This is a genomic window from Rhodoferax mekongensis, from assembly GCF_032191775.1.
Classification (GTDB): Bacteria; Pseudomonadota; Gammaproteobacteria; order Burkholderiales; family Burkholderiaceae_C; genus Allorhodoferax; species Allorhodoferax mekongensis.
The window spans coordinates 2,743,340-2,763,786 of record NZ_CP132507.1 but is presented as its reverse complement, the minus strand read 5'-3'; the positions used below and the strand labels follow the sequence as shown (position 1 = coordinate 2,763,786).

At 60.2% G+C, this 20,447-nt stretch carries 18 protein-coding genes; 9 read left to right on the top strand and 9 right to left on the bottom strand.

Annotation, left to right across the window (positions count from 1 at the left end):
• Positions 1–51 precede the first annotated feature (51 nt).
• From RAN89_RS13185 to RAN89_RS13175, 3 genes are all read right to left on the bottom strand, one after another.
• The gene (locus RAN89_RS13185) at positions 52–795 is read right to left on the bottom strand and encodes a GGDEF domain-containing protein (protein WP_313866739.1); all 744 of its coding nucleotides are present in this window, start codon (positions 793–795) and stop codon (positions 52–54) included.
• A 61-nt stretch (positions 796–856) separates the two neighbouring features.
• The gene (locus tag RAN89_RS13180; protein ID WP_313866738.1) at positions 857–1,576 is read right to left on the bottom strand and encodes a Crp/Fnr family transcriptional regulator; all 720 of its coding nucleotides are present in this window, start codon (positions 1,574–1,576) and stop codon (positions 857–859) included.
• A gap of 128 nt (positions 1,577–1,704) precedes the next feature.
• Positions 1,705–2,202 carry an Lrp/AsnC family transcriptional regulator gene (locus RAN89_RS13175; RefSeq protein WP_313866737.1) on the bottom strand — a complete coding sequence of 166 codons (498 nt, stop codon included), beginning with the start codon at positions 2,200–2,202 and terminating at the stop codon, positions 1,705–1,707.
• A 108-nt stretch (positions 2,203–2,310) separates the two neighbouring features.
• On the opposite strand from RAN89_RS13175, the gene hppD reads away from it, so the two are divergent.
• From hppD to phhA, 4 genes are read left to right on the top strand one after another with little or no spacing between them, the layout of a single operon-like run.
• Positions 2,311–3,399, top strand: a complete 1,089-nt coding sequence (gene hppD / locus RAN89_RS13170; protein WP_313866736.1) for a 4-hydroxyphenylpyruvate dioxygenase — start codon at positions 2,311–2,313, stop codon at positions 3,397–3,399.
• Between the two features lie 30 nt (positions 3,400–3,429).
• Positions 3,430–3,975 (top strand): VOC family protein, encoded by a 546-nt coding sequence (locus RAN89_RS13165; protein WP_313866735.1) that lies wholly within the window; start codon positions 3,430–3,432, stop codon positions 3,973–3,975.
• A complete protein-coding gene (gene fahA / locus RAN89_RS13160; RefSeq protein WP_313866734.1) occupies positions 3,972–5,252 on the top strand; it encodes a fumarylacetoacetase in 1,281 nt (426 codons plus the stop codon). The genes RAN89_RS13165 and fahA overlap by 4 nt, the downstream gene beginning before the upstream one ends.
• Positions 5,253–5,264: 12 nt before the next feature.
• Positions 5,265–6,119: a phenylalanine 4-monooxygenase gene (gene phhA / locus RAN89_RS13155; RefSeq protein WP_313866733.1), complete on the top strand. Its 855-nt coding sequence runs from the start codon at positions 5,265–5,267 to the stop codon at positions 6,117–6,119.
• 680 nt (positions 6,120–6,799) lie between these two features.
• On the opposite strand, the gene RAN89_RS13150 is transcribed toward phhA, so the two are convergent.
• Both RAN89_RS13150 and RAN89_RS13145 read right to left on the bottom strand, forming a co-directional pair.
• Positions 6,800–7,444, bottom strand: coding sequence for an STM3941 family protein (locus RAN89_RS13150; RefSeq protein WP_313866732.1), 645 nt, complete (start codon positions 7,442–7,444; stop codon positions 6,800–6,802).
• Between the two features lie 211 nt (positions 7,445–7,655).
• On the bottom strand, positions 7,656–8,123 hold the full coding sequence (locus RAN89_RS13145) for an Lrp/AsnC family transcriptional regulator (protein WP_087494145.1): 468 nt from the start codon (positions 8,121–8,123) through the stop codon (positions 7,656–7,658).
• 128 nt (positions 8,124–8,251) lie between these two features.
• On the opposite strand from RAN89_RS13145, the gene RAN89_RS13140 reads away from it, so the two are divergent.
• From RAN89_RS13140 to gloA2, 3 genes are all read left to right on the top strand, one after another.
• Positions 8,252–9,838 (top strand): aminotransferase class V-fold PLP-dependent enzyme, encoded by a 1,587-nt coding sequence (locus tag RAN89_RS13140; RefSeq protein ID WP_313866731.1) that lies wholly within the window; start codon positions 8,252–8,254, stop codon positions 9,836–9,838.
• A gap of 69 nt (positions 9,839–9,907) precedes the next feature.
• A complete protein-coding gene (locus RAN89_RS13135; protein ID WP_313866730.1) occupies positions 9,908–11,698 on the top strand; it encodes a thiamine pyrophosphate-binding protein in 1,791 nt (596 codons plus the stop codon).
• The gene (gene gloA2 / locus RAN89_RS13130; RefSeq protein ID WP_428984450.1) at positions 11,695–12,096 is read left to right on the top strand and encodes an SMU1112c/YaeR family gloxylase I-like metalloprotein; all 402 of its coding nucleotides are present in this window, start codon (positions 11,695–11,697) and stop codon (positions 12,094–12,096) included. Before RAN89_RS13135 ends, gloA2 begins: the two co-directional genes overlap by 4 nt.
• 62 nt (positions 12,097–12,158) lie before the next feature.
• On the opposite strand, the gene RAN89_RS13125 is transcribed toward gloA2, so the two are convergent.
• Positions 12,159–12,764: an SdiA-regulated/phytase-like domain-containing protein gene (locus RAN89_RS13125; protein ID WP_313866729.1), complete on the bottom strand. Its 606-nt coding sequence runs from the start codon at positions 12,762–12,764 to the stop codon at positions 12,159–12,161.
• 220 nt (positions 12,765–12,984) lie between these two features.
• Between RAN89_RS13125 and RAN89_RS13120 the strand changes: the two genes are divergently transcribed.
• Positions 12,985–14,481, top strand: coding sequence for a winged helix-turn-helix domain-containing protein (locus tag RAN89_RS13120; RefSeq protein WP_313866728.1), 1,497 nt, complete (start codon positions 12,985–12,987; stop codon positions 14,479–14,481).
• 53 nt (positions 14,482–14,534) lie between these two features.
• On the top strand, positions 14,535–16,682 hold the full coding sequence (locus tag RAN89_RS13115) for an NAD(P)/FAD-dependent oxidoreductase (protein ID WP_313866727.1): 2,148 nt from the start codon (positions 14,535–14,537) through the stop codon (positions 16,680–16,682).
• Between the two features lie 123 nt (positions 16,683–16,805).
• Here RAN89_RS13115 and RAN89_RS13110 read toward each other — a convergent pair whose 3' ends face one another.
• From RAN89_RS13110 to RAN89_RS13100, 3 genes are read right to left on the bottom strand one after another with little or no spacing between them, the layout of a single operon-like run.
• Positions 16,806–18,434, bottom strand: coding sequence for an ABC transporter substrate-binding protein (locus RAN89_RS13110; protein ID WP_313866726.1), 1,629 nt, complete (start codon positions 18,432–18,434; stop codon positions 16,806–16,808).
• Between the two features lie 30 nt (positions 18,435–18,464).
• Positions 18,465–19,466: a peptide ABC transporter ATP-binding protein gene (locus RAN89_RS13105; RefSeq protein WP_313866725.1), complete on the bottom strand. Its 1,002-nt coding sequence runs from the start codon at positions 19,464–19,466 to the stop codon at positions 18,465–18,467.
• Complete coding sequence (locus tag RAN89_RS13100; protein ID WP_313866724.1) at positions 19,463–20,440, bottom strand: ABC transporter ATP-binding protein; 978 nt, start codon at positions 20,438–20,440, stop codon at positions 19,463–19,465. The genes RAN89_RS13105 and RAN89_RS13100 overlap by 4 nt, the downstream gene beginning before the upstream one ends.
• Between the last annotated feature and the right edge of the window lie 7 nt (positions 20,441–20,447).

The following is a 20,447-nucleotide window of genomic DNA, read 5'->3' as shown; positions in this document are numbered from 1 at the left end:
GTAGGCCATGCATGGCAGGTCAACGGGCCTGACCTGAAGGGTGGAGTTCATTCAAGCACCGGGTGCGCGCAGCTCGGCAAACGCATAGCCTGAGTTCGACCGTTTGGCCTTGTACATCGCTTCGTCCGCCATGGCCAAAAGGTTGTGGCCTTCGCCATGGCCCTGGTGTGTTGTCGCAATCCCGATGCTGATATGCACCTCAACCATAACCCCGTTCAAATTACAAGGCGTTGCGATAGAGACCAGTAACTTGCGCGCCAGACGCGCTAGTTGAGTGTTGTCCGGCATGCCATGAAGTAAGCAAGCGAATTCGTCACCACCCAAGCGGCAGACCATGTCGTCCTTGCGCATGGCGCGGTGAAGACGGGTGGCCACAACTCTCAACAATGCGTCGCCTGCCGCGTGTCCGTAACGGTCGTTCACTTCTTTGAAGTGGTCAACATCCATAAAAAAGACTGCTAGACGGTCGTCTTTGAGGCTCTGCTGCTTTATTCCGTCCTCCAGGCACGCTGCGAAGTGAGCGCGGTTGGGAAGTCCTGTGAGCTCGTCATGTCGAGCGGAATGTCGGATAACAGCCTCCTCTTCACGCAGACTGGCGATTTCTCTCTTTAGTGACTCGAGCTCTGCCCGCAGTCTGTCTGTCTCACCAGCCAGACGCTGGCCCTCCAGCATGGTCGGGCAGTGCGCAAACAGGAAATCGCTGCAGGTTTTGGTCACCGGTTTTTCGTCATGAATCAACGCAAGGTTTATACGTATCGCCATACGAGCCCTTTGATTCAAAGTAAAGTGGCCCACGCTTGGCCTGATGCTGTGTTTGTAAGCGCGATCTACTATCTCCGTCTGTACTTCAGCGCACTTAGCTGGCTATGGAGTGGGGGAGCAAGCGTTCGTACTCCTTTTTCACGACGTCATAGCATTCGCAGGTGCGTTGTTCCAGTCCGGGTCGGTTGAGCACACTGATATGGCCGCGTGCATAGCTGATTAACCCTGCCCGTTGAAGCTTGAGTGCTGCATCGGTGACTCCCTCACGCCGGACGCCAAGCATGTTGGCGATCAGTTCCTGCGTCATGACCAGTTCGCTGCCACTCAAGCGATCCAGGCTCAAAAGCAGCCAACGGCAGAGCTGTTGATCCAAGCTGTGGTGGCGGTTGCACACGGCTGTTTGGGACATTTGGGTTATCAACGCTTGGGTGTAGCGCAGCATCAGGTGCATCACAGGCCCAGACCGGTCAAATTCAGACTTCATGAACTCCGAACTCACTTGAAAGCCTTTGCCCGCGCTTTGCACCACTGCGCGACTAGGGGTGGAGCCGCCACCCATGAAGAGGGATATTCCCACAATACCCTCTTTGCCCACTACAGCAATTTCCGCAGACGCACCGTCTCCGAGCACATACAAAAGTGAGACGATGGCATTTGTGGGGAAATAGACCTGCTGCTGAATCACGCCAGACTCGTACAAGACTTTGCCCAGTGGCAGATCTATCAGCGTCAAGCAGGGTTGCCATCGTTTCCACTCCTGCTCGGGTAGGGAGGCTAGTAGCCCGTTCTCGCGCGGATCCAATTCTGTCTTCATGGGGTTCCCTGAGTGAAAGGCCAGCCGCTTATGTGTTGTGACTTGGTCCTCGCAGTGTGTGGATGAGGGCACACGGCAGTCTGTGCGCTATCGCACATAGTGGACCGCCATGTCCAACGGGCACGGACTTATCGGCCCAAGTGCCCCAACGGCAACTCGGTGCTGCTCTTGATGCAGTTGAGCACGATGTTGGACCGGATGCTGCCCACACCCTGGATGCGGGTGATGCGGCGCAAAACCTGCTCGGACAACACCGCTAAATCCGCACAGACGATGTGCAGGATGTAGTCCGACTCACCGGCCACCGAATAGCACTCCAGCACTTCGGGGATGGAGCCGATTTCGGTCTCGAATGCGGCGCCCTCATCACCCCCGTGGCGGGTCAGCGTGACATAGCTCATGGCACGCACGCCCAGGCCCAGTGCTTGGGGCTCCAGCAGGGCGACATAGCGTCGCACAAAGCCACCAGCCTGCAGGCGCTGCACCCGCCGGCTGACCTGTGAGGCCGACAGATGCACCTGCTCACCGATCTGTTGGTGGGTGGCATAGGCATCACGCTGCAGTGCAGCAAGAAGACTGATGTCATAACTATCAAGCAGTGAATCTTCAAAATTTTTAATATTCATGCACAAATTATGCATAAGAAGAGTGTTCGGTGCCAAACTTGCATACCCATTGCAGTGCCATTTGCCCACAATCAAGCTTTTCAAAACACGCTTTCGAGGAGCCTTGCCATGCGCACCACCACCACCGATTTGTTTGAGAACCCCATGGGCCTGATGGGTTTCGAGTTTGTGGAGTTTGCGTCGCCCATCGCGGGCGTGATCGAGCCCGTGTTTGAGAGCATGGGCTTCACGCTGGTGGCCAAGCACCGTTCCAAAGATGTGGTGTTGTACCGCCAGGGCGATATCAATTTCATCGTCAACCGCGAGCCCAAAAGCGTGGCCGGCTACTTTGCTGCCGAGCATGGCCCCAGCGCCTGCGGCATGGCATTCCGCGTCAAAGACTCCCACCACGCTTACAACCGCGCGCTCGAACTGGGTGCCCAGCCTGTGGAGCTGCGCCCCGGCCCCATGGAGCTGAACCTGCCCGCCATCAAGGGCATTGGCGGCGCGCCCTTGTATCTGATTGACCGCTTTGAAGACGGCAAGTCGATTTACGACATCGACTTTGAATTTATCGAGGGTGTGGACCGCCACCCTGTGGGCCACGGCTTGAAGCTGATCGACCACCTGACCCACAACGTCTACCGTGGCCGCATGGCCTTTTGGGCCGACTTTTACGAGCGCTTGTTCAACTTCCGCGAAATCCGCTACTTCGACATCAAGGGCGAGTACACCGGCCTCACTTCCAAGGCCATGACCGCGCCGGACGGCAAGATCCGCATTCCGTTGAACGAAGAGTCCCGCCAGGGCGGCGGCCAGATCGAGGAATACCTGATGCAATTCAACGGCGAGGGCATTCAGCACATCGCGCTGATTTGTGACGACCTGGTCAGCACCGTGGACAAGCTGGCCATGGCGGGCGTGCCCTTGATGACCGCGCCCAACGACGTGTACTACGAAATGCTGGAAGGCCGCCTGCCCGGGCACGGCCAGCCCGTGGCGGAGCTGCAAAGCCGCGGTATCTTGCTGGATGGCTCTACCGAAGGCGGGCAGCCGCGCCTGCTGCTGCAAATCTTTTCGCAAACCCAGCTCGGCCCGGTGTTCTTCGAATTCATCCAGCGTCAGGGGGATGAAGGTTTTGGTGAGGGTAACTTCAAGGCCTTGTTTGAGTCACTGGAGCGCGACCAGATGCGCCGTGGCGCACTCGAAGTGGCATAAGTTCGACAGCACGCGACCCGAGGAGACACCATGAAAATAGAACGCATCCACCACGTGGCCTACCGCTGCAAAGACGCCAAGGAAACCGTGCTCTGGTACCAGAAGATGCTGCACATGGACTTTGTGCTGGCGATTGCCGAAGACCTGGTGCCCAGTACCAAAGCGCCCGACCCGTATATGCACGTCTTTCTGGACGCAGGGCAGGGCAATGTAATGGCCTTCTTTGAGCTGCCCACGCAGCCGCCCATGGGGCGCGATCCCAACACGCCTGCCTGGGTGCAGCACATTGCTTTCAAGGTGAAAGACCGGGCCGAGTTGCTGGAATTCAAAGCGCACCTCGAAGCGCAAGGTGTGGACGTGTTGGGCGTAACCGACCACGGCATATTCCACAGCATTTACTTCTTTGACCCCAACGGCCACCGGCTGGAGTTGTCGTGCCCGGACCCCGACGAACAGGCCAAGCTGGCGCACATGGACCAGGTGAAGTGGGCCATGTTGGAGGAGTGGAGCGTGACCAAGCGCGCGCCCAAACACGCCGCCTTTTTGCACGCCAACGAATTCGGAGCGAAAGCATGAGCGCAGTGCCTAACATCATGGATGCCACCCACGCGCCCGACACGCAAAGCTGGGTCGAGTCCGCCAACGCGCCGGACACCGACTTCCCGATCCAGAACCTGCCATTCGGCCGCTTCCGCCACAACGTGTTGGAGCCCTGGCAAATTGGCGTGGCCATTGGCGACCGCGTGTTGGACCTGCACGCCACCGGCCTGATCGACCACAACGACATGCACCGCCTGATGGCCGCGCCCGTGGCCCAGCGCCGCGCACTGCGCATGGCTATTTGGGAAGGCTTGTGTGAGGGTTCAGCCTTGCAAAAAGTGTGGGCCGATGCACTCTTGCGCCAGACCGAAGTGGAGCTGGGCCTGCCCTGCGAGGTGGGGGACTACACCGACTTCTACACCGGCATCCACCACGCCACCACGGTGGGCAAGCTCTTTCGCCCGGACAACCCGCTGCTACCCAACTACCAATGGGTGCCCATCGGCTACCACGGCCGGGCCAGCAGCATCGGCGCCAGTGGCCAGCAGTTTCATCGCCCCAAGGGCCAAACGCTCAAGCCGGGTGCTACGGTGCCGGATTTTGGCCCCAGTGCGCGCTTGGACTACGAGTTGGAAATTGCGGCTTGGGTCGGCATGGGGAATGCGCTGGGTGCTCCTGTTTCCATAGCGGATGCAGAGGAACACATCTTCGGCCTCACGCTGCTCAACGACTGGAGCGCACGCGATGTACAGGCCTGGGAATACCAACCCCTAGGCCCTTTTCTGGCCAAAAACTTTGCCACCACCGTGTCGCCCTGGTTAGTGACCATGGAAGCGCTGGCTCCGTTTCGCGCGCCCTTTGTGCGCGACGCCGCCGACCCGCAGCCCTTGCCCTATCTGGAGAGCGCAGCCAACCGCGCTCAGGGCGCGCTGGATGTGCAACTCGAAGTCTGGCTGCAAACGCCCGCCATGCGCGCTGCAAGCGAGGGCGGCGTGCGCCTCTCGCAGTCCAATATGCGGGACGCGTACTGGACGCTGGCGCAGCTGGTCGCCCACCACACGGTCAACGGTTGCAACCTGCGCGCGGGTGACCTGCTGGGCACCGGCACCTTGTCCGGTCCGGCGCCGGAGCAGGGCGGCTCGTTGCTGGAGTTGACCCAGGGCGGCAAGCAGCCCATCACCTTGCCCAACGGCGAAGTGCGCACCTTCCTCCAGGATGGCGACACCGTCATCCTGCGCGGTGCTTGCGAAGCTGCGGGTGCCCGGCGCATCGGCTTTGGCGATTGCCGGGGCACGGTGCTGGCCGCACGTTGAGGGAGTGGCGCGGTGGACGACTTCACCATCCCCCAAAACTGGGCGCATTACAGCGCCGCAGACCACGCCGTCTGGAAGACGCTGTTTGAGCGCCAGACCGCAATGCTGCCCCAACTGGCCTGCCGCGAGTTTGTGGAAGGCATGCACGCTTTGCCCCTCAACGCAGAGACCATTCCTGACTTTGCCGCCCTGAACGATGTGTTGAAGCCCCGCACAGGCTGGCAGGTAGTGGCCGTGCCGGGTCTGGTGCCGGATGAGGTGTTTTTTGAGCACCTGGCCCACCGGCGCTTCCCCAGCGGCAACTTCATCCGCGGCGCGGATCAACTGGACTACCTGCAAGAGCCCGACGTGTTTCACGACGTGTTCGGCCACGTGCCCATGCTCATGCACCCGGTCATGGCGGACTTCATCCAGCTCTATGGCGAGGCAGGCCTGCGAGCCCAGCGCATCGGCAAGCTCACCGAGCTGGCGCGGGTGTACTGGTACACGGTGGAGTTCGGTCTGGTGAAGGAGCAAGTGCAGGGCGCAAGCGGCGCAGAGGAGGCTCTGCGCATCTACGGTGCAGGCATTGCCTCGTCATTCACCGAGAGTGGCTTTGCGGTGCAAAGCCCATCGCCCCATCGCATCGGCTTTGACCTGGAGCGCGTCATGCGCACCCACTACCGCATCGACGATTTTCAGGAGTGCTACTTCGTACTCGACAGTTTGGACTGCCTGCTGGACCTGGCTCGCATCGACTTCGACCCGGTGTACGAACGTCTGAACAGCGGGCCCAATTACGCACCTGGGGATGTATTGCCCGGCGACAAGGTGTTTCAGCGGGGGGATAGGGCTTACGTGCGGGCACAGGTAACTGCATCGGTCTGATGGATAGAGGAATTGGCCTCTAGCGCCAGTAGATAGTGCACGATCAGCTATGAAAATAGTAGCGAATCGGTGAAGCTGAAAAGAGTTGCGACCCGGCCGATGGATGCAGTGGCGGGCTGTGGGCAACGTTTGTTAGGCGTCACTCTATTCATAGTTGCATCCCTTTGGCCAAGGCGTACCAATGCCGCCCTCAGCTACTGTCTTGCGGAGCTTTGCCACGCAACCCGGGGCGAGTGACTTCATGATTAGGAACTCGTGCACCGCGCAGTTGTCGGCATCGCCCGCTACAACCTTTCCATTCTTGTACCGACAGGCTAAGAGTTCAGAACTCGAATCATCAGGCGCCCAGACACGAACAGGATCTCAGCCTTCGATTGCGACTACAGAAACAATAGTCCACTTTTCCCCGTTCGGTGCCCACACGAGTTGGCAGCCGGTGTACTTGGAATCAATTTCTCGAGCTCTTGGATAGACGCGTAGCGTGATTCCATGATTGGACTCTTCGCCGGCCGACTCAGGCGGTGCCTCGCGCGTGCAGTTTGCGCCTGAGGGGCGGCCGCTTTCAGCCACTTGCGCCGAAAACGAGGCCAGCAGGAGGGGCACTAAGAAGATGGTTGAACGCATTGCGACGCCAACGTTCGAATTAACGGGCGCCGCTAGGCGTCCCGTTGGATGTAGTGTTAGTCATTGGGTATTCGTCCATCCATATGCCTGTACTTATCTACATGCACTAACAAGTCCTCGACCGGCATTGATATAGTGACTTGTGGGATCACCACCACGTAGCCAACCCATGACGAATTGGTCTTCATCAGTATTCGCTTGAATGCAGATGCTTTTTCCAAGTATTCCTCTGGGTTTCGAAGTGAAATGCCGAGAAACTTCTGCTTTTGAAACGTGCAAATTCCAGCACCAATAATGTCTGACCATGGAATAAACCCAACCGATAGAGCTGACGCATGGTCAGTTATCCCTCTGCTATCAATGGCAAGAGCTGGCTTATTTGAGATCAGTCGGGTTAGAGCAAATAGCCCAGTCTTACCGAAAAAGGCAACACCCAGCAACGCGACAATTTTTCCTGTGATTCCTATCTCATTGAGCGGAAGCAATAGCATCAAGGCGCCGGCAGCTACAAATGTGACGGAACCAAGAAAGATCAAAAACACACGACTGCGACTGGGGTAAATGACGAAGGGAGCCATGGTGGTATGCGTAATGCCTAGCTCAATGACCAGAGCAAAACCTGCGCTAAACGTAGGCCCGTGTTCCATAAGTTGGACATCTGATTTCCCTTTAAAGCCCCATGGGCACTGGATTTTCGGCATGTTTCAATGCCTTCAATCGCAATAAAAAAAACGCCAAACCCTGCAGTAGTTCGCGTTCAGTGTAATTGCGTTGCCAGCCAGCAAACATCCCCCAAGCGGGTGATTCGCTCGCTCTGTTTCTGCATGAGCGGATATGTCGCCATGTGATGCAATCAAACAGCTATAGAGACAAATAGGCCCCTAGCGCCCATGGAATATGCGCAAGCCGCTATCACAATGGTAGCGCTGTGGTGCTTTTGATCTGCTCCATCGAGAAGGCCGAAGACACACCCGCCAGCTGGGCCAGCTGGATCAGGCGTTTGTAAAAGCGGTCGTAACCAGCGATGTCGGCGGCGACTACCTTGAGCAGGTAATCCACATCGCCGCTCATGCGGTGGAACTCCATCACCTCCGGCATGCCGGCCACGGCGGCGGCAAACTCACGCAGCCAGGCTTCGTCGTGCCGGTTGGTGCGCAGGCTCACAAACACGGTGACCGGCAGGCCGGCTTGTTCGCGGTTGACGATGGCCACGCGCTTTTCGATCAGGCCCGACTCTTCCATGCTCTTCACCCGCTTCCAGCACGGGGTGGTGGACAGGCCGACCTTTTCGCTGAGTTGGGCTACCGACAAGCTGCCGTCCTGTTGCAGCTCGCTCAGGATGGCGCGGTCGGTTCTGTCCAGTTCTTTGTAGGCTGCCATTGCTGTGTTCGTCTATTTGATGGAATGAATATTCTATGTTCTGACTAAATGCAGTAGGAAATGGAATGTTCGTTTGTGGCGAGGTGCCTACCATCGAGTGCTTCATTGCCACCTTTTTTGAGCCTGCCATGCACGCACCTGCCCACGAGATTTACCTGGACTGCAATGCCACCACCCCCGTGCTGCCAGCCGCCACTGATGCGGCCATGCGCATGCTCATGGGCCAGTTCGGCAACCCCAGCAGTAGCCACAGCACAGGTTTGCGCGCCAAGGCTTTGCTGGACGGCGTACGCGCCCGAGCCGCACGGGTGCTGGGCACGGGCAACGGGCAACTGCTGTTTGTGAGCGGCGCGACGGAAGGCATTCAAACCGCGGTGCTGTCCGCCCTGTGTGAGGTGCGGGCCCGACGCGATGCAGGCGAAGCGGTGGATGGGCCTATTCTGCTGGGTGCGACCGAACACAAGGCCGTGCCCCAAGCCGTGGCACATTGGAACCGGCTGCTGGGACTGAACTTGCCGGTGCTGACCGTGCCAGTGAACACAAAAGGGTTGCATGACATGGCGTACCTGCAGCAGCACCTGCCGGGCGCGACCCTGTTGTGCACCATGGCGGCCAATAACGAGACGGGCGTGTTGTCGGATATTGCCGGCATCGAAGCCGTGTTGCTAAGCAGCGCGTCGCGTGCGCTGTGGCTGGTGGACTGTGTGCAGGCACTGGGCAAGCTTGATTTGAACCTGGCGGCCACCCGCATTGACTACGCGCCGTTCTCCGGCCACAAGCTGTATGCGCCCAAGGGCATAGGTATGCTGTATGTGCGCGCTGGCAGCCCTTACACAGCGCTCATGGCCGGTGGCGGCCAGGAAGGCGGCAGCCGCGCCGGCACTGAAAACATGCCCGGCATTGCCGCGCTGGGTGCTGTGCTGGAAGTGCTGGAGCAGGGCGGGGAAGGGGTCTTCCGCTCTCACGAACAACTGGCCCGCGACCGGGCCCGCCTGGCGGGTGCGTTGCAAGCCGCTTTTCCGGACGTGGTGTTCAACATGCCCTTCGAGGGCAGCTTGCCCACCACACTCAACTTTTCCGTTCCGGGCCTGTCCAGCAAAACCCTGCTCAACGTGTTTGATGCTGCGGGCATGCGCATCAGCGCGGGCAGCGCCTGCAGCGCGGCCAAGGCCGAGCCCAGCTATGTGTTGCAGGCCATGGGCTTGACTGAGTGGCAGACCCTGGGCGCGGTGCGCTTGTCCATAGGCGCGATCGTGGATGACGCTTTCATTGAGGAAGCCTGCGCCCGCATCGCCCGCTGTGGTCAGGTATTGCGCGCCATGCCAGCGCAAGAGGTCGCGCAGATGAACTCTCCCGTTGGCCACAGCCTGACCGACGAAGCCGGTGAAGACGGCGCGCTGTCTTGCGAGGCGCTGTCGGCCTTTTTGCAGTTGTACCCGGATGCCCGGCTGGTCGATGTGCGTGATGTGGCAGAACATGAGGCCGGTCGCCATTTGCTGCCCGCATCGCTGTCGGCGAAAACTGCCACGCTCAACATGCCGCTCGAAACCCTGCGCCAGGCCATGCCTGCAGAGATGTCTCAGGCCCTGGGGCCTTTGGTGATGTTCTGCCGCAGTGGCGCACGCAGCAGGCAGGCCGCAGCCTTGCTGCGGGAGCGCGGCCACACCCAGGTGTGGCATCTGGAAGGTGGGCTGGCGCTGGCCGAAATGGCATGAAAGTTGGTATGCGGAAGCCGACGTAGCGCATGAGGGAAGCGCATGCCTTGGCGCGGCACAATGGCGGGCATGCAAACACCTCCTTCCCTCCCTGATTTGCCTTCCCCTGAACTCGCCGGCCACCTGCTTGTGCAGTGCCTGATTGCCCAAGGCGTGACCCATGCATTTGGCGTACCCGGCGAGAGCTATCTCGCGGTGCTGGACGGGTTTCACCGCTATAGCGAGCACATCCGCTTCATCGTGAACCGGCAGGAAGGCGGTGCTGCCTTCATGGCCGAAGCCCACGGCAAGCTCACCGGGCGCCCCGGCATTTGCTTTGTGACCCGGGGGCCGGGCGCCACGAACGCCAGCATTGGGGTACACACCGCATTTCAAGACTCCACGCCCATGGTGCTGTTTGTGGGCGATGTGGCCAGCGACCAGCGCGACCGCGAGGCCTTTCAGGAAATGGACTACCGTGTCATGTTCGGCCCCAGCGCGCTGGGCATGGCCAAGCGGGTAGAGCGGATTGACGACGCTGCCCGCATTCCTGAATACGTGGCACGCGCATTTGCCACGGCCATGAATGGCCGCCCCGGCCCCGTGGTGTTGGTGTTGCCGGAAGACATGTTGACCCAGACACTGGTGCCGGGAGCCAACGGCCAATTGCCCCAGCCACTGGCCCGCGTGGAGCCGGTAGAGGCGTGGAGTGACCCCGGCGCCCTGCGGGACCTGCGCCAGCTGCTCCTCAAAGCAGAGCGTCCCTTTGTTATCGCCGGTGGTGGCGGCTGGACGCCGCAAGCCGCCCAGGCCCTGCAACGTTTTGCCGAAAACTGGCGCCTGCCGGTGGGCAATGCCTTCCGCTTTCAGGACACGTTTGACAACCACCACCCGCAGTACGCGGGCGATGTGGGCATAGGCATCAATCCCGCATTGGCCAAGCGCATCCGCGAGAGCGACCTGATCATCGCTATCGGCCCGCGCCTGGGTGAAATGACCACCGGCGGCTACACCCTGCTGCAAGCCCCCAAAACGGCGCAAACGCTGGTGCACATCCACGCCAGCGCCGAAGAGCTCAACCGCGTGTACCAGGCCGACCTCGCCATCCACGCCAGCATGCGCGCCGCCGCCCGCTCGCTGGAGGTACTGACCGCTCCGGTGAATGTGCCGTGGGAAGCCTGGACGCAAGGCTGCAACGAGGATTACAGGGCCAATCTGGTGCCCAGCGTGATCAAAGATTTGCCGGTTGACAACGAGCGCGGTCTGGTGGACATGCCCTCGGTAATCGCGACTTTGCAAAAGCACTTGCCTAAAGACGCAGTGCTCACTAACGGCGCTGGCAACTTTGCAAGCTGGCTGCATCGCTTTTTCCGCTACACCGGTCTGGCGGCGGGCTTCAAGACGCAACTGGCACCGACCAACGGCGCCATGGGCTATGGCGTGCCGGCGGGCATTGCCGCTGCTATCGTCAGCCAAGGAGCCGCAGGTCAAGCCGGCGCGGGCCGGGTGGCGTTCACCATCGCGGGAGATGGCGATTTTTTGATGAACGGGCAGGAGCTGGCCACTGCCGTGCAGTACGGCGCCAAGAGCATCATCCTGTTGCTCAACAACGGCATGTACGGCACCATCCGCATGCACCAGGAGCGCGAATACCCGCAACACGTGGCTGGCACGGCACTCGCCAACCCCGACTTTGCTGCTTTGGCGCGTGCTTACGGCTATGCGGGCGTGACTATCCGAAAGAGCGCTGACTTTGAGGCCGAGTTGCTGGCGGCGCTAGCCCGGCCCAACGGCACCGTGATAGAGGTGGTGCTGGAGCCCGAGCTGATCAGCACCCGCGGCACCCTGAACGCCATGACCCAAGCTGCCCTGAAGCGATGAACCCGGCTACCCTGAAACTACGGGCCGTTCATCACGTGGCCATCATCGCCTCGGACTATGCGCGCTCCAAACATTTCTATGTGGAGTTGCTGGGCCTGAAAGTGCTGGCAGAAAACTACCGTGCGGCGCGGGACTCCTGGAAGCTGGACCTGGCGTTGCCGGATGGCACGCAACTGGAGTTGTTTTCCTTTCCGCAGCCGCCGGTACGACCCTCCCGCCCGGAAGCCTGTGGCTTGCGGCATTTGTGTTTCGCTGTGGCCGATGTGGAGGAAGCCAAGCTTGCGCTAGAGGCACAGGGGGTGGCGGTGGAGCCTGTCCGGGTGGACGAGTACACCGGCAAGGCTTTCACGTTCTTTGCCGATCCGGATGGCCTGCCCCTGGAGCTGTATCAGGCTTGAGGGTGCTTTTTGCTACAAAATCAGGAGCTGCTGGCGCACATCTGACGGGCGCCAGCGCACTTTCAGACTGCTTGAGCTGTCCGGAACATGCGCGTGCCCGACGACGGGGCGGATGGAGCTGGCGCGGCTTTTTTGGCACCCAGTGGTGGCAGCAGGATGAAAGGGCCCGGGCCGTTCTCTGTCCATTGGGAGCAAGCCATGACGTAGCTGGAGCCATGTTCGGCGGTTTCGGTATCCACGATCAGGGCAATGCGCATGCCGCTGAAGTCGTTCTGGGTGTACAAGCGGCGTACGCCCACTGCGCCAGCAATCACGGGCAGTTGGACGGGTTTTGCAGGCGTCCAGCGGCGGGTCAGTCCGTCGGCCATGTCCAGCGCTGACAGTGGCGTTTCGGTGCGGTACTGGAGGTGCAGGCCTTTGGCTGCGATCACGATCAAGGCACCCTCGGCATTGCGGCCGACCGTGACGAAGTCGGCAGGCATACCGAGGTTTTCCAGGCGCTGACCGGAGGCGTCAAAGCGGCTGTCGCCGCTGTCGGCAATGAAGCTCCAGACATTTCCGTCAGGGCCGACACTGATGGCTTCTTCCTGGCCTTGCGCATTACGCAGGACGGTGGTTTGCTTCCAAAGGCTGGTGTTGGTGTCGGCGGGATGGAGGGGTGTAGACATGATGTATGGTTTTGTAACAACGACTGGGACTTAGTTTGAAGACCTCCTCCCCAAAAGTCTTAAAGGAGTCCTTAAAATTCCTGAATTCGTTGGCGCAACTTGTTGCGTACTACCTAAAAAAGCAGAAAGCGCACCTTTGTCTGTAAACACTATTTCCGCCGGATTTGATTCTGGAATCAGTGCATTTGGTAACTTCGTTTTGCAGAGGCATGAGCGTCGTTTGCTGTCCAACGGCCAGACGGTCATGGTGGGTGCCCGGGCTTTCGATGTTTTGTGTGTGCTCGTAGACCACGCGGGTGAGTTGGTCACCAAGAAAAAGCTCTTTGATTTGGTGTGGCCTGGTCTGGTGGTGGAGGAAAACAACCTGCAGGTGCACGTCTCCAGTCTGCGCCGCATACTGGGAGCGGATGCCATTGCTACAGTTCCCGGGCGGGGTTACCGGTTCACTGTGCGCCTGCTGGCCACTGCTCCGGTCGCAGAGGCTGTCCAAGCATCCAAAGGCAAAGGGCGTGCGTCCGACCAACAGGCCTACCGGCGCACCATTGCAGTGTTGCCTTTTGTGAACCTGAATGCAGACCCGGAGCAGGAGTATTTCTCGGACGGTCTGGCTGAAGACATCATCAGTCACCTGACCAAATCCCCATGGTTGTTGGTGGTGTCCCGAAACTCGTCATTTGCCTACCGGAACACCAAAGAGAGCAATCAGGCGGTTGGGTCGGCGCTCAGGGCCCGCTATCTGGTACTGGGTAGCGTGCGGCGTGCCGGAACCATGCTGCGCATGACGGCCGAGCTGGTCGACACATCCACAGGTGAGACCCTCTGGGCTGACCGCTTTGATCGACCCTTGAGTGACATGTTTGCAGTACAGGCAGAGATATCCGGCCAGATCGTGAGTGCGATAGAGCCGGTCTACCTGCACAGTGAAGAGCGGGTAGCCAGCGAGGTGCCGCAACAGAATATGGAGCACTGGGATCTGCTGATGCGGGCGCGTTGGCACTTCTGGCGCACCACGCCCGAGCATGTGCTGCAAGCGCAGTCACTCTTGACTCGCGCCTTGGAGATCAAACCAGGCGACTCGGCCAGTTTGTCCCTGATGTCTTTCACCCACATGGCCAAACTGTGGGGCGCATGGGCGGAAGACCCACGGGCCGCCGTTGCCGAGGCCAACCGGTTGGCCCTGGTGGCCGTGCGCAACGATGAGCGTGATGCCTTTGCCCACTTCACCCTGGGCACGGCGTTGTCCTGTGCCGGACAGATGCAAGCGGCCATTGCAGAGCTGGAGTGCGCCCTCGGCCTGTACCCCCAGGCTGCGGCCGCGGCCGGAGAGCTGGGGCGCTTGCTGGTGTTTTCGGGCCGCACGGAAGAAGCGGAAGAGTTCATCCTGCAGGCGGTGGACGCCAGTCCGCATGACCCGCACCTGAGTCTCTGGATCCGTAGCCGTGCGATCGGTTGTTTCATTGACGGTCGCCATGCGGATGCTGTTCGTTATGCCCGTGAGGCAACTGCCAAGCGGGCGGACTGGTACTTCAATCACCTGTTGCTCGCGGCATGCCTGTCGGCGGCCGGCGACATGGAGGCCGCACAAGCCAGCCTGCAACAAGCCATGAGCGGTCGGGGCTACAACATGCAGGCCATCATGTTCGGCCATCCGTTCGTCCATGAGCAGCATCGGAACAAGTTTTTGGACGCTCTCAAAGCGGCTGGCTGGCAGGCATAAACTTCGCGGTCGGTGGCCGCATGGTGCGGTCACACTTACCTTGAAAGTCTGTCATGTCCGATGTGCTTGAAGCCCGGGGCGGCGCGCCTGCCACCTGCAAAAAGGTTGCCATTCTGGGGGGCGGTATTTCCGCCCTCACCACCGCGTTTGAGCTGACCAGTCAGCCGGACTGGCAGCAATCCCTGGATATCACCATCTACCAGATGGGGTGGCGCCTGGGCGGCAAATGCGCGACGGCACGTGGTGAGCACATGCGCATTGAGGAACATGGCATCCACGGCTTTCTGGGTAGCTACTACAACGCGCTTCCCGTGATGCGACGCTGTTACGAAGCGCTGGGGCGCCAGCCCGGGCAGCCGCTGGCCACGTTTGAGGAGGCCTTTAAGCCCGAGAGTTTTGTGCTCATGTGGGAGTACATCGACGGCAAGATGTCCCGCTGGCCGTTTACCTCCCCCCGCAATGATTTGATTCCCGGCGATCTTGCATCACTGGCCAAGCTGCAAAAAGTGGAGCATTGGGTGGCAGCCACGGCCGATGTGCTGGATGCTTTGTTGGACCACCACGCCAGCAGTCACTCCGCTTTGAGTCTGGTGCAATCCGCAGAGTGGGCTGTGGGGCGCGGCTTGGTGAAGGCGGCGGTCGCGGTCCTGCAATCGGAGTCTGTAGTGCTGCATGGCGCCGATTCTGTGCTCTGGAAGGCCTTGGACGCCGCTTGGGACTGGGTGCGCAACGCGGCCGAGCGCCTGGCGGAAGGCAATACCGAATTGCGGCGCCTGCTGATCGTTGCCGAGTTCCTGCTGGCCATTTTGCGTGGTTGCATCAAGGACGAAGTGGCCACGAAAGGATTTGACCAGCTGGACGACGAAAACTTCAGCGACTGGCTGATCCGCCATGGCGCGTCCGTCATGGTGGCTTCCAGCCCGATGGCGCTGAACACGGTCAACCTGTCGTACCAATACCCCAAGGGCGACACGGCACGCACCGCCCTGATGGGCGCTGGCTGTTACTTGCACTGGACTCTGCGCAGTTTTGCCTACGCGGGGGCATTTGCCTGGTTGTTTGAAGCAGGTACGGGCGAGACCGTGATTGCACCGCTGTACGAGGTACTGAAAAAGCGCGGTGTGAAGTTCGAGTTCTTTCACAAAGTAGAGGGCGTGCACCTCAATGCGCAGCGCGATGCAGTGGAGTCGGTACGCTTTGGCGTTCAGGCCCGGCTGAAGAACCCGGAGCGCGGTTATGACCCGCTGATCGACGTCAAGGGCTTGCCAGCCTGGCCGGGCCATCCCAAGTTTGAGCAATTGGAAGAAGGTGAAGCCCTGCGCGCGGGCAAGGTCGATCTGGAGTCTTACTGGAACGGCTGGAAGCCTGTAGCGCAACGCGAGCTCCGGGCAGGGCGCGATTTCGACCATCTGGTGTTCGCCATCTCCATCGGTGCGGTACCGTACTTGTGCAAAGAGCTGTTGGAGGCGAATCCGGCTTGGAAGCACATGGTGGAGAAGGTCACGACCGTCCAGACCCAGACCATGCAGCTTTGGATGAACCGCAGTACCACCGACATGGGTTGGGATATTGAGTTCAAGAACCCGACGGATACCGTGATAGGTGCCACCTACCTGAACCCCCTGGATGGGCAGGTGGACTTCACGCACCTGCTGAAGTGGGAGGATTGGCCAGCCGATTCGGCACCCCAATCTCTGTGGTACTTCAGCGGGGCGATGGCCGAGTACGAAGCGCCTCCGCCCTTTGAGGACACGGCTTACCCGGCCCGTGCCTATGCGCGTGTGCAAGCCCAGTGTGTGCAGTATTTACAGGCCAGCATGGGACCTTTGCTGCCCAAGGCAACCACCAATGTCATCAGTCCACCCGGCGACCCCATGGGCCTGGATTTCAGCGTGCTGCGCACCGACCCCGCCCGGCCCGCCGAGGGGGTGCAGCGCTTCAACCAGCAGTTCTGGCGCGCCAATATCGATCCCACCGAGAGCTACGTGACCTCGCCACCCGGCAGCACCGCAGCACGCCTGAAGGCTTGGGGTACCGGGTTTGCGAACCTGTCGATTGCAGGGGATTGGATTTATACGGGGCTGAACGTTGGCAGTGTCGAGGGTGCGGTCATGGGCGGGCGGCTGGCGTCGTTCGCCGTGAGCGGCTATCCGGCCTTGACGGATATTGTGGGCTTCCCCGCCTCCCAAGGGCCTGTTTGACGGAGTTTGTGTTGCTCTGATATTGATAGCTGCTCGCGCATATTTGACGGGCGCTATCATTTGATTTGACATAAAAAAAGGGCCGGTAAATACCGGCCCTTTGTCACGGCTGCGACTGCAGGCTTACTTCATGTCCACGCCGTAGAAGGTGTGGCGGCCGAAGGGGCTCAGCTTGAAGTCGACCACTTCTTTGCGCACGGGCTTCAACTGCACTGCGTGGGCAATGGTGAACCAGGGAGCCTGCTCCTTGAAGATCACCTGGGCCTTTTCGTACAGCTTGGTGCGCTCTGCAGGGTTGGACACGACCTTGGCCTTCTGCACCAGGTCTTCAAACGGCTGGTAGCAGAACTTGGCCACATTGGAGCCATTGCTCTTGGCAGAGCTGCAACCCAACAAGGTGTTCAGGAAGTTGTCCGGGTCTCCGTTGTCACCGGTCCAACCCAGCATGCCCATCTGGTGTTCACCGGCTTGCATGCGCTTGCGGTACTCACCCCACTCGAAGCTCTTGATTTCAGCAGTCACACCTACCTTGGCCAGGTCGGCTTGCATCAACTCCGCAATGCGCTTGGCATTGGGGTTGTAGGGACGCTGCACGGGCATGGCCCACAGATCGGTGGTAAAGCCGTTGGGGTAGCCGGCGGCTGCCAACAATTTCTTGGCCTGCTCAGGGTTGTACAGGTCGTCTTTCAGGGCCTTGTTGTAAGACCACTGGCCTGGAGGAATCGGGTTCACAGCGGCAACACCAGTGCTCAGGTACACGGCGGACACGATGGCTTTCTTGTCGATAGCCATGTTCAGCGCCTTGCGCACGCGCACGTCGTCAAAAGGCTTCTTGGTGGTGTTGTAGGCCAGGTAGCCGATGTTCAGGCCGGGCTGTTCCATCACGGTGACGTTGGGGTCCTTGCGGATAGCGTCAAGGTCAGCAGGGTTGGGGTAGGGCATGACATGGCACTCACCCTTTTGCAGCTTGGCCCAGCGCACGGAGGCGTCCGGGGTGATGGAGAAGATCAGGTCATCGATCTTGGCTTTACCGGCCCAGTACTGGGGGTTGGCCTTGAAGCGGATGATGGAATCCTTCTGGTACTGAACCACTTGGTAGGGGCCGGTGCCCAAAGGGTCCTGGTCAATCTTCTCAGGTGTGCCGGCCTTGAGCATGGCAATCGCGTATTCCTTGGACTGGATACCGGCGAACTGCATGGCCAAGTTGGCCAGGAAAGGTGCTTCAGGTTGATTCAGGGTGATCTTGACGGTGTACTCGTCCACCTTGTCCACGGACTTGAGCAGCTTGGGCATGCCCATGTCGCCGAAGTAAGCATGGTTGGGGCTGGTGACACGGAAGTACGGGTCATTTTCTTTCCACTGGCGCTCGAACATGAACAACACGTCATCCGCGTTGAAATCGCGGCTTGGCTTGAAGTTTTTGTTGGACTGGAACTTCACGCCCTTGCGCAGCTTGAAGGTGTACTCCAGGCCGTCTTTGGAAATGGTCCAGCTTTCCGCCAGAGAAGGTTCCACCTTTGTGCCGCCACGCTCGAAGTGCACCAGGTTGTCGTAAATCTGTTCAGTCACGTCGAAGGACGTGCCGGTGGTGTTCACACCGGGGTAGAAGTTCTCAGGGCTGCCTTCCGAGCAGTACACCAGGGTCTTGGCGGCTACCGGCGAAAGTGCCAGAGCAGCGGGCAGGGCCAGAGCACACAACAATGCACTTTTGGTGCGTCGTGCAGCCGTGGCTTTCTTCAGGGTCAGGGTCATTGGAGATACTCCTCTGGGGGTTGATGCTGCCTATGCAGCGGGTTGGCTAAATGCAGAAGCCTCATGACAAGCAACTTGCCTGCCAGCCAAGGGCTGCAGGACAGGTCGCTCAGCGTGACAACGCTCGGTAGCGTGGGGGCAGCGCGTGGAAAACACGCAGCCCTTGGGTGGATTCAGGGGGGACGGCAGCTCGCCCTTCAGAACGATGCGCTGGCTCTTGCCACCCGGTGCGTGCATGCCGGGGGTGGAGGCCATGAGTGCGCGCGTGTAGGGGTGCAGGGGTTGTTCGAAAATCGTGGTTTTGTCGCCTTGCTCCACCACTTGCCCGAGGTACATCACCATCACGTCGTGGGCGATATGACGGACCACGCCCAGGTCGTGCGAGATGAAGAGATAGGCCAGACCCAGCTCCTCCTGCAGGTCTGCCAGCAGGTTCAGCACCTGGGCTTGAATCGACACATCCAGGGCAGACACGGGTTCATCTGCCACCACCAGGGCCGGGTCCAGCATCAAGGCGCGGGCAATCGCTATGCGTTGGCGCTGCCCGCCGGAAAACATGTGCGGATAGCGGTCGTAGTGCTCGGGGCGCAGACCCACTTTGGCCAGCATGGCGCGGGCTTTTTCCTGCCGCTGCGCAGCATTCAGGTCCGTGTTGATTTCCAGTGGGGCTTCCAGTATCTGACCGATACGCTTGCGCGGGTTCAACGATCCGTAGGGGTTTTGAAACACCAGCTGCACTTTTTTGCGCAAGGCCGCTTTGGCGCTGCTATCTGCGCTGGTGGCGTCCACGCCTCCGAGTTGCAAGGTGCCTTCGGTGGGCGATTCGATGAGGGAAACCATGCGGGCCAGGGTGGACTTGCCACACCCGGACTCTCCCACCACCGCCAGTGTCCGTCCGGGCATGACCTGGAAGGACACGCCCGCCACCGCTTGCAGATGATCGGGTGCACGCAGGAAGCCGCGGCGGATGGTGTAGACCTGCCGCAGACCACGGGCTTCGACAACCGGTGTCAATGTGTTTGGGGTGCTCATGCTGCGACCTCCTGTGCGCCCAGCGCAAAGTGGCAGCGCACACTGCCACCGCTCCAGGGGGTGAGTGCAGGGCGCTGGTCGCATGCACCCTGGCGCGCATGGCTGCAGCGTGGTGCGAACAGGCAACCATCCGGACGGTCGTACAGACCCGGCACCATGCCGGGAATCGTGTTCAAGCGGCTCTGGTGCATGCTGCGTTCGGGCATGGCAGAGAGCAATGCCTCGGTATAGGGGTGGGCGGGCGCGGCAAACAGGGCGTCTGCCTGCCGTTGCTCCATGACCTGACCCGCGTACATCACGGCTACTCGTTGGGCCATGTCGGACACCACCCCCATGTTGTGGGTGATCAGCACCAAGGCCATGCCACGGTCTTTTTGCAGGCTCTTGAGCAGGTCCAGAATCTGCGCCTGAATGGTTACATCCAAGGCGGTGGTGGGTTCATCGGCAATCAACAGCTTGGGGTTGCAGGCAATCGCCATGGCAATCATCACGCGCTGGCTCATGCCACCGGAGAGCTGGTGCGGGTACACCTTGAGGCGGCTTTCGGGGGCTGGAATGCCGACTTGCTCCAGCAGCTCGATGGAGCGCTTGTGCGCGGCTTTTTTATCCAGGCCCAGATGCAGTTTCAGGGTTTCAGCCAGCTGGAAGCCCACGGTGAAGCAGGGGTTCAGGCTGGTGGTGGGGTCCTGAAAAATCATGGACATGTCTTTGCCGGTGAAGCGCCGGCGTTCGCGGTCGCTCAGGCCCAGCAGGTCATGCCCATCGAAGCGCAGCTTCTTGGCTTGCACGCGGCCGGGAAAAGCCACCAAGCCCATGAGCGCCATCATGGTGACGCTTTTGCCGGAGCCGGACTCGCCGACCACACCCAGTACTTCACCGGCCTCGAGTGAGAGGCTCACGTCCTGCACCGCATGCATCACGCCGTTGTGCGACGGGAACTCTACGGAGAGGTTTTCAATTTCTAGCAATGCCATATTGTTT

Coding starts and splice junctions, on each gene's coding strand:
- hppD (WP_313866736.1), top strand. CDS start 2,311: ATGCGCACCACCACCACCGATTTGTTTGAGAACCCCATGGGCCTGATG.
- RAN89_RS13150 (WP_313866732.1), bottom strand. CDS start 7,444: ATGCCGAAAATCCAGTGCCCATGGGGCTTTAAAGGGAAATCAGATGTC.
- gloA2 (WP_428984450.1), top strand. CDS start 11,695: ATGAACCCGGCTACCCTGAAACTACGGGCCGTTCATCACGTGGCCATC.
- fahA (WP_313866734.1), top strand. CDS start 3,972: ATGAGCGCAGTGCCTAACATCATGGATGCCACCCACGCGCCCGACACG.
- RAN89_RS13115 (WP_313866727.1), top strand. CDS start 14,535: ATGTCCGATGTGCTTGAAGCCCGGGGCGGCGCGCCTGCCACCTGCAAA.
- RAN89_RS13135 (WP_313866730.1), top strand. CDS start 9,908: ATGCAAACACCTCCTTCCCTCCCTGATTTGCCTTCCCCTGAACTCGCC.
- RAN89_RS13110 (WP_313866726.1), bottom strand. CDS start 18,434: ATGACCCTGACCCTGAAGAAAGCCACGGCTGCACGACGCACCAAAAGT.
- RAN89_RS13165 (WP_313866735.1), top strand. CDS start 3,430: ATGAAAATAGAACGCATCCACCACGTGGCCTACCGCTGCAAAGACGCC.
- RAN89_RS13100 (WP_313866724.1), bottom strand. CDS start 20,440: ATGGCATTGCTAGAAATTGAAAACCTCTCCGTAGAGTTCCCGTCGCAC.
- RAN89_RS13145 (WP_087494145.1), bottom strand. CDS start 8,123: ATGGCAGCCTACAAAGAACTGGACAGAACCGACCGCGCCATCCTGAGC.
- RAN89_RS13175 (WP_313866737.1), bottom strand. CDS start 2,202: ATGAATATTAAAAATTTTGAAGATTCACTGCTTGATAGTTATGACATC.
- RAN89_RS13180 (WP_313866738.1), bottom strand. CDS start 1,576: ATGAAGACAGAATTGGATCCGCGCGAGAACGGGCTACTAGCCTCCCTA.
- RAN89_RS13140 (WP_313866731.1), top strand. CDS start 8,252: ATGCACGCACCTGCCCACGAGATTTACCTGGACTGCAATGCCACCACC.
- RAN89_RS13105 (WP_313866725.1), bottom strand. CDS start 19,466: ATGAGCACCCCAAACACATTGACACCGGTTGTCGAAGCCCGTGGTCTG.
- RAN89_RS13125 (WP_313866729.1), bottom strand. CDS start 12,764: ATGTCTACACCCCTCCATCCCGCCGACACCAACACCAGCCTTTGGAAG.